The organism is Corallococcus exercitus (genome assembly GCF_003611585.1).
Taxonomy (GTDB): domain Bacteria; phylum Myxococcota; class Myxococcia; order Myxococcales; family Myxococcaceae; genus Corallococcus; species Corallococcus exercitus.
Genome location: NZ_RAVW01000375.1, coordinates 1 through 9602, shown reverse-complemented (window position 1 = coordinate 9602; position 9602 = coordinate 1). Strand labels below are relative to the sequence as shown.

The following is a 9602-nucleotide window of genomic DNA, read 5'->3' as shown; positions in this document are numbered from 1 at the left end:
GAGGCTGGCTCCAGGGCGAGGCCCTGGACGCGCAGCTGGGTTACTGGAAGCAGCAGCTCGCGGGGGCTCCGTCCGCACTGGACCTGCCGACGGATCGTCCTCGCCCGCCCGTGCAGTCACGCCGGGGAGCCACGGTGGACGTGCGTGTCCCGTCGCACGTCTCCCAGGCACTCAAGTCGCTGGCACAGGGTGAAGGCGCGACGCCCTTCATGGTGCTGCTCGCGGCCTGGCAGGTGCTGCTGTCCCGCTACTCCACGCAGGATGACATCAGCGTGGGCACGCCCATCGCGGGCCGCACGCAGGCGGAGACCGAGGGCCTCATCGGCTTCTTCGTCAACACGCTGGTGCTGCGTGCCCGGCTACAGCCGCAGGACTCGTTCCGCCAGCTGCTCTCCCAGATGAAGGCCACGACGCTCGCGGCCTACGAGCACCAGCATGTCCCCTTCGAGAAGCTGGTGGAGGTCCTCCAGCCTTCGCGAGACCTGAGCCGCAGTGCGCTCTTCCAGGCGATGTTCTCCCTGCAGAACACGCCCACGGAGACACTGCGACTGCCTGGGCTGTCCTTCCAGCCCGTCCCGGTGGACACCCGTTCCTCCAAGTTCGATCTCACCCTGACGTTGCAGGAGTCGCCCCAGGGCTTCGTCGGAACAGTGACGTACGCCACGGAGCTCTTTGATGCCTCGACCGTGCAGCGCATGGTGGGCCACCTGGGCGTGCTGCTGGAGGCCATCGCCGCGAAGCCGGACTCGACGCTCGCGAGCCTGCCGCTGCTCACCGCTCCGGAGCGCCAGCAGTTGCTCGTCGACTGGAATGGCCCCAGCGCTGAGTTCCCCCGCGACCTCTGCCTCCATGAGGCCTTCGCCGCGCAGGCCCTTCGCACGCCCGAAGCCCTGGCCGTCCTCTGCCGCGAGGAGCAGCTCACCTTCCGTGAGTTGGACGCGCGCGCCAATCAGCTTGCGCACCGGCTGGTGAAGTTGGGCGTCGGCCCCGACGTGCGCGTGGTGCTCTGCGTGGAGCGCTCCGTCGAAGCCCTCGTCGGCATCCTCGGTACTCTCAAGGCCGGTGGCGCCTACGTCCCCATCGACCCCAGCTACCCGCGTGAGTGGCTCTCCCATGTCCTCGTCGACACGGGCGCTCCCGTCGTTCTCACCCAGCAACGCCTGCGCGATTCGCTGCCGCCGCATACCGCGCACGACATCTGCCTGGACTCCGACGCCGCGGACCTCGCCCGCGAGCCCTCGCACGCCCCGGTGACGTCAGTCACGCCGGAGCACCTCGCGTACATCATCTACACCTCCGGCAGCACCGGCCGCCCCAAGGGCGTGATGATTCAGCACCGCTCCGTGCTGAACCTGCGCGTCGCCCTCGCCGCCACCGTGCACGCTGGTGCCCAGCCGGCAGAGCGCGTCAGCGTCAATGCGCCTCTCTCCTTCGACGCCTCCGTCAAGCAGCTCATCCAGGTGCTCGACGGCCACACCCTCTGCATCGTCCCCGACGAGGCCCGCGCCGACGTGCGCGAGCTTGTCCACCGCATCGGCCAGGACGCGCTGGACGTCCTCGACTGCTCCCCCGCGCACCTGCGCCTGCTGGTGGATGAAGGCCTGCTGCAAAGCCAGTCCATTCCCCGCCGCGTCCTCGTGGGCGGTGAAGCCGTGGACCCGGCTACGTGGCGTCACCTGGCGCAAGTCCAGCGTCCGCGCGTCTTCAACGTCTACGGCCCCACCGAGTGCACCGTCGACGCCACCGCCTGCGCCTTCGACGCTTCGCCCACGCCCACCATCGGCCGGCCCCTGCCCAACGTGCGCGTCTACGTGCTGGACCGCACGCTGCGCCCTGTGCCCGTGGGCGTCGCGGGTGAGCTGTTCATCGGCGGCGAAGGCGTGGCCCGCGGCTACCTCAACCGTCCCGAGCTGACGGCGGACCGCTTCATCCCGGATGGCTTCTCCTCCACGCCCGGTGCCCGTCTCTACCGCACCGGCGACGTGGTGCGCTGGCGCGCGGACGGGATGCTCGACTACCTGGGCCGCGCGGACTTCCAGGTGAAGGTGCGTGGCTTCCGCATCGAGCTGGGCGAAATCGAAGCGGCCCTCCTCAAGCATCCCCAGGTGCACGCCGCCGTGGTGCTGGCGCGCGAGGACGTGCCCGGTGACAAACGGCTCGTCGCCTACGTGGTCCCTCCAGAAGGAACGGACCCCGCGCCCACGCCCGAGGCCCTCAAGGACTGGCTCAAGCAGTTCCTACCGGAGCACATGCGGCCCTCCGCCTTCCTCGTGCTGGAGGCCCTGCCTCTCAACACCAACGGCAAGGTGGACCGCAAGGCCCTGCCCGCCCCTCAGAGCAATGCGCTCGCCTCCACCTATGTCGCGCCGCGTACCCCCGCGGAGGAACAGCTCGCGGCCCTCTTCACGCAGGTGTTGCGAGTGGAGCGCGTGGGCATCCACGACGACTTCTTCGCCTTGGGTGGTCACTCCCTGCTGGCCACCCAGCTCGTCTCGCGTGTTCGCTCCGCCTTCCGTGTGGAGCTGCCGCTGCGGGCCCTCTTCGAAGCCCCCACGGTCGCCGCGCTCGCGGAGCGCATCCAGGCGAGCACTCCGAGTGTCCACCTGCCTCCGCTCACCCGCTCCCACGCGGACGGCCCAAGGCCCCTGTCCTTCGCGCAGCAGCGGCTGTGGCTGTTGGATCAGCTCCAGCCCGGAGACGCGTCCTACAACCTCCCCACCGCGCTCCAGCTCTCTGGACACCTGGATGTAGAAGCGCTGCGCCGCGCCTTCGAATCGCTCGTCCAACGCCACGAAGCCCTGCGCACCACCTTCCACGAGCACCAGGGGCAGCCCACTCAGCGCATCCACACCCCGGCGGATTGGACACTGCCTGTCGTGGACCTCTCCTCCCTGCCGGATGCCCAGCGGAAGGAAGAGTCCCGGCGGCTGGCTGACGAGGAAGCGCGACGGTCGTTCGATCTCGCGAGGGGTCCGCTCCTGCGCAGCACGCTGGTGCGCCTGGGCGACGCGGAGCACCTGCTACTGGTGACGATGCACCACATCGTCTCCGACGGCTGGTCCATGGGCGTCCTCGTGCGCGAGATGGTGGCCTTCTACGAGGCGTTCACCACGGGAAGCACGCCGGCCCTCTCGCCGTTGCCCGTGCAGTACGCGGACTTCGCGACGTGGCAGCGCAACTGGCTCCAGGGTGAGGCCCTGGACGCGCAGATCCACTACTGGAAGCAGCGGCTCGCGGGTGCGCCCGCGGCGCTGGAGCTGCCCACGGACCGCGCGCGTCCGCCCGTTCAGTCCCACCGGGGCGCCACCGTGGATGTGCGGATTCCCGCGCAGGTCTCTGATGCACTCAAGGCCCTGGCGCAGCGTGAAGGCGCCACGCCTTTCATGACGCTGCTGGCGGCCTTCCAGGTGCTGCTGTCGCGCTACGCCGCGCAGGACGACGTCAGCGTCGGTTCCCCCATCGCGGGCCGCACCCAGGCGGAGACCGAAGGCCTCATCGGCTTCTTCATCAACACCCTGGTCCTGCGCGCCCAACTCAACCCGCTCGCGACGTTCCGTGAGCTGCTGGCCCAGGTACGCGGCACGACGCTCGCGGCGTACGACCACCAGCACCTGCCCTTCGAGAAGCTCGTCGAAGCCGTGCAGCCCACGCGCGACCTGAGCCGCAGCCCGCTCTTCCAGGCCATGTTCGTCCTGCAGAACACGCCCACCGAGGCGGTGCGTCTGCCCGGCCTGTCGTTCCAGGGCCTGCCGCTGGAAGCCCACTTCGCCAAGTTCGATCTCTCGCTGGGGCTGCGTGAGGGACGGGATGGGTTCGTCGGTACGCTGGAATACGCGACGGATTTGTTCGACGCGGCGACCATCCAGCGCATGGCCGGACACTTCGGTGTGTTGTTGGAGGCCATCGCCACGAAGCCGGACACGAGGCTGGGTGACCTGCCCCTGCTCACCGACTCCGAGCGCCAGCAACTGCTCGTCGGCTGGAACCCGGAAGCGGCACCGGCGATTCGCGAGCCGAGCATCCCCGCGATGGTGGAAGCCCAGGTGCGTCGCACGCCGGACGCCCTGGCCATCATCACGCCGGAGCGTCAGCTGACGTACCGGGAGATGGACGCGAAGGCCAACCAACTCGCCCACCGCCTGCGCGGCCTGGGCGTCGGCCCCGAAGTCCGCGTCGGCCTCTGCGTCGAACGCACCGAGGACCTGGTCATCGGTGCCCTCGGCATTCTCAAGGCCGGTGGCGCCTACGTGCCGCTGGACCCCAGCTACCCGCGAGAGCGCCTGGGCTGGTTGCTTGAGGACGCCCAGGGCCCTGCCCTCGTCGCCCACTCGCATCTGCTCGCCGCACTGCCCGAAACCACCGCCACTGCGGTGTGCCTCGACTCGGACGCGGAGTTGGTGAAGCAGCCCACCACGGCGCCCGTTGTGGACATCCAGCCGGGGCACCTCGCCTACCTCATCTACACCTCCGGCAGCACCGGCCGTCCCAAGGGCGTCGCCATCTCCCATGGCAACGCCGTCTCCTTCCTCCACTGGGCGCTCGCGACGTTCACCTCGGAGGAACTGAAGGGCACGCTCGCCGCGACGAGCCTCAACTTCGACCTCTCCGTCTTCGAGCTCTTCGCCCCGTTGAGCAGCGGCGGCGCGGTGGTGGTGGCACGCAACGCCCTGCACCTGGCGGAACTGCCTACCGCTTCCCATGTCACCCTCGTCAACACGGTGCCCTCCGCCATGGCGCAACTGCTGCGCCTGGGCGCCGTGCCTCCGGGAGTACGCGTCGTCAACCTTGCGGGCGAAGCCCTGCCCGAGACGTTGGCGAAGCAGGTCTACGCCGTCCCGACGGTGCAGAAGCTCTTCAACCTCTACGGCCCCTCCGAAGACACCACCTACTCCACGGCCTTTCTTGTCGGCCGCGACGAGGTGCCTCTCATTGGCAGGCCCCTGCCCGCGACGCGCGCCTACGTGTTGGACGCTTCGCTGCAGCCTGTGCCCGTGGGCGTCGCAGGCGAGCTGTACCTCGCGGGTGAAGGCCAAGCGCGTGGCTACCTGCTGCGCCCGGAACTCACTGCTGAGCGCTTCGTGCCCGAGCCCTACGGCCCTCCGGGCGGCCGCATGTACCGCACCGGCGACCGCGTCCGCTACCGCCTGGACGGGCGCCTGGAGTACTTGGGCCGCATCGACTTCCAGGTGAAGGTGCGCGGCTTCCGCATCGAACTGGGAGAAATCGAAGCAGCGCTTCGCCGCGCTCCGGGCATCAAGGACGCCGTCGTCGTCGCGAAGGGCGAAGCCGCCGACAAGCGACTGGTCGCCTACGTCGCGCCCAAGGCGGAGGCCTCCCTGGAGGTGGAAGCCCTCAGGGCGCATCTGCGCCAGGGGCTTCCTGAGTACATGGTGCCCTCCACCTTCGTGGTGCTGGGCGCCCTGCCCCTCAACTCCAACGGCAAGGTCGACCGCAAGGCCCTGCCGGAGCCGGAGGCACCGCAGTCAGGCGGCACCTACGAGGCACCTCGCACGCAAGCCGAAGCGAAGCTCGCATCCATCTGGGCGGAGGTGCTCCGCCTGCCCCAGGTGGGCGTGAAGGACTCCTTCTTCGAGCTGGGTGGCCACTCGCTGCTGGCCACGCAGGTGGTGTCGCGCGTGCGCGCCGAGTTCAGCGTGGAACTCCCTCTGCGCGCCCTCTTCGAGTCCCCCACGGTGGAGGCCCTCGCCATTCGCCTGAAGGGACTCACCCGCACCAGCGCGCCTCAACTCACCCGCGTCTCGCATGACGGCCCGCTGCCGCTGTCCTTCGCCCAGCAGCGGCTGTGGCTCATCGACCAACTGGAGCCGGGCAGCTCCCTCTACAACGTGCCCGTTGCCGTCCGGCTGGAGGGCTACCTGCGCGCCGACGTGCTGGAGCGAGCCCTGCAGGAAGTCGTGCGCCGTCACGACGCTCTGCGCACCACCTTCGCTCAGGTGGAGGGGACGCCTGTCCAGGTCATCCATCCCGACAGCCACCAGCCCCTGGCCCTCGTGGACCTCACGGACGTGCCCGAAACGCAGCGTGAGTCCGAAGCGCGGGCCCGCGTGGAGACGGAGATGCGCCGACCCTTCGACTTGCGCACCGGCCCGCTCCTCCGCACGCTCCTCTTCAAGCTGACCGAAACCGAGCACGTCCTCGTCGTCACGATGCACCACATCGTCTCCGACGGCTGGTCGCTGGGCGTGCTGGTGCGGGAAGTCACCGCCCTCTACGCGGCCTTCTCCGCCGGGCAACCGTCTCCCCTGCCTGCGCTGCCGGTGCAGTACGCGGACTACGCCGACTGGCAGCGCCGTACCCTTGCCGGTGAGACGCTGCAGCAGGAGATGGCTTACTGGGAGGGAAAGCTCTCCGGTGCTCCGGCCGTGCTGGAGTTGCCCACCGATTTCCCCCGTCCCGCCGTCCGGAGCACCGCGGGCGCGACCCTCAGCTTCACCCTATCGCGTGAATTGACGGAAGCCTTGCGCGGCCTCGCCCACCGGGAAGGCGGCTCGCTCTTCATGGTGCTGCTGGCCGCCTGGCAGGGCCTGCTTGCGCGCTACACGGGGCAGCAGGACCTCAGCGTGGGCTCGCCCATTGCCGGCCGCACCCGCGAGGAGACGGAGGGCCTCATCGGCTTCTTCGTCAACACGCTCGTCCTTCGCGCGAAGGTGGACGAGGAGCAGTCCTTCCGGACGCTGCTGCAACAGGTGCGTGCCACGGTGCTGGAGGCCTACGAGCACCAGGAGGTGCCCTTCGAGAAGCTGGTGGAGGCCCTGCAGCCCACGCGCAGCCTCAGCCACACACCTCTCTTCCAGACGCTGCTGGCGCTCCAGAACGTGCCCACGGAGGACGTGCGGCTGCCGGACCTGCGGCTGCGCGGCCTGGAGGCCACTCACTCGACGTCGAAGTTCGACGTGAGCGTCTTCTTCACCGAAGGGAGCGAAGGCCTGCGCGGCACGCTGGAGTACAGCACCGCCCTCTTCAAGCAGAGCACCATCGAGCGGATGGCAGGCCACCTGCACACGCTGCTGGAGGCCGTGGCCGCGAAGCCAGAGCAGTCCGTGGCGGAACTGTCCCTCCTCTCCCGCGACGAGCGTCAGCGCATCCTCGTGGAGTGGAATGACACCGCGGCCATCAGCCCCACGGACATCCCCGTCCACGTGCACTTCGCCCAGCAGGCGCAGCGTACGCCTCACGCCGTCGCCCTCGTGCTGGGGGATGACTCGCTGACGTATGCACAGCTCGAAGCCCGTTCGAACCAACTGGCTCATCACCTGCGCGCCCTTGGCATCATCCAGGGTGCACGCGTCGGCCTGGCCGTTGAGCGCTCCTTCGAAATGGTGACGGCACTGCTCGCCATCCTCAAGGTGGGCGCGGCCTTCGTTCCCGTGGATCGCAACGCTCCCGTGGAACGCATCGCGGCGCTCCTGGAAGACGCGGGCGTCAGCGTGACGCTGACTCACCAGCCCTTCGCTTCCCTGCTGCCTGCATCCGGTACCCGCGTCTGGCTGGATGCGCAGCGGGATGTCATTGCCGCGCTGCCCACGCATGTGCCGGATGTTCGCGTGGACGGCGAGTCCCTCGCCTACGTCATGTTCACCTCCGGGAGCACCGGGCGCCCCAAGGGGGTCTGCGTGCCCCACCGAGGCATCACCCGCCTGGTGCTCGGCAACTCCTTCATGCGCTTCGGGCCTGACGAAGTCTGGCTCCAGGCAGCCCCGGTCGCCTTCGACGCCTCCACGCTCGAAATCTGGGGCGCGTTGCTGCACGGCGCGAAGCTCGTCCTCGCGCCTCCTCACTCCCTCTCGCTGGAGGAACTGGCCGCGCAGTTGCGCCAGCACCGCGTGACGGCCCTGTGGCTCACGGCGGCCCTCTTCGAGCAGATGGCCCTGCACCAGGGTGAAGCCCTCGCGGGCGTGCGTCAGGTGCTCGCCGGTGGCGACGTGCTTCCCGCCGCCCGAGTGCGTGAGCACCTCTCCCGCATCCCCGAAGGCACCACCTTCATCAACGGCTACGGCCCCACGGAGAACACCACCTTCTCCGCGACGCTCACCCTGCGTCGAGACTCGGTGGTGGACGGTGCGGTGCCCATCGGCCGTCCCCTCTCCAACTCCACGGCCTACGTGCTCGACGCCCACCTGCGTCCGGTGCCCGTGGGCGTCGCCGGAGAGGTGTACGTCGGTGGCCAGGGCCTCGCCTGGGGCTACCTCCACCGCCCGGACCTGACCGCGGAGCGCTTCGTCCCCCATCCCTTCACCTCCATCCCGGGCGAGCGCCTCTACCGCACGGGCGACAAGGCCCGCTGGCGGGAGGACGGCACACTCGACTTCCTGGGCCGCGTCGACTTCCAGGTGAAGGTGCGTGGCTTCCGCATCGAGCTGGGTGAAATCGAAGCCGCGCTGCGTGCATCCACCGGCGTCAACGAGGCCGTCGTCGTGGCCCGGGGCACGGACGCGGACAAGCGCCTCGTCGGCTACGTCACCGCGCGCGAAGGCCAGGTGCTGGACTCCGAAGCCCTCAAGGCAAGCCTCAAGCAGCGGCTGCCCGAGTACATGGTGCCCTCCGCGCTCCTCGTCCTCGACGCGTTGCCCCTCAACGCCAACGGCAAGGTGGACCGAAAGGCCCTGCCGGAGCCCGACACTCACGCCAGCGAGGCCCGGGACTTCGTCGCCCCTCGTGACGCGCTGGAGATGCAGCTCGCTCGCATCTGGGAGGACATCCTCGGCGTCCGCTCCGTCGGCGTCCGCTCCAGCTTCTTCGAGCTCGGCGGCCACTCGCTGCTCGCCGTGCGCATGGTCGCCGCCGTGCGAGAGCGCCTGGGCCAGTCGATTCCCCTCTCCGTCCTCTTCCAGCAGCCCACCGTCGAGCAGCTCGCCCAGCTGCTCCGCGAGGACTCTCAGGCGTGGACGCCCCTCGTCCCGCTGGAGCGTGGAGAGCCGGGCCACCGGCCCTTCTTCCTCGTCCACCCGGGCGGCGGCAACGTCCTCGCCTACTCGGAGCTGGCACGGCGTCTGGGCCCCTCACTGCCCGTCTACGGCCTCCAGTCGCGCGGCCTTGACGGACGCCCCGTCGCGGAATCCATCGAGGAGATGGCCGACCTCTACATCGAAGCCCTCCGCACGGTGCAGCCTCACGGCCCCTACCAACTGGGAGGCTGGTCCCTGGGCGGACTCGTCGCCTACGAGATGGCCCAGCGGCTGCGTGAGGCCGGTGAAGCCGTGGACCTGCTCGCGCTCATCGACACCCACGTCCCTGGCCTGACGAAGCCCTCCCAGGACGTCGCGCACCTCGACTCCCACGCTCGCGCGAGGCTCGCTTTCGCCCACGCCACCGCGACGGCCTTCGGCCAGACGCTCTCCCTCTCCGACGACGTCCTGGCGCAAGGTGACGATGACGCGATGCTCGGCCACCTGCTGCAGGAAGGCGTCCGGGCGCGCATCCTCGACGTGCACTCCGGTCCCACGCAGCTGCGCGTCCTCTTCCAGGTCTTCCGCGCCAACCTCTTCGCCCAGGAGAAGTACGTGCCCCGGCCGTACGACGGCACCGCCCTGCTCCTGAGCGCTGGCGAAGCCCCCGCCACCCTCCCGCGTCACCGCGGCTGG

1 protein-coding gene is annotated in these 9602 nt (G+C 69.5%); it reads left to right on the top strand.

Annotation, left to right across the window (positions count from 1 at the left end):
• Positions 1-9602: non-ribosomal peptide synthetase (locus tag D7W79_RS32620; protein ID WP_147442157.1), on the top strand; the 9602-nt coding region annotated here is incomplete at both ends.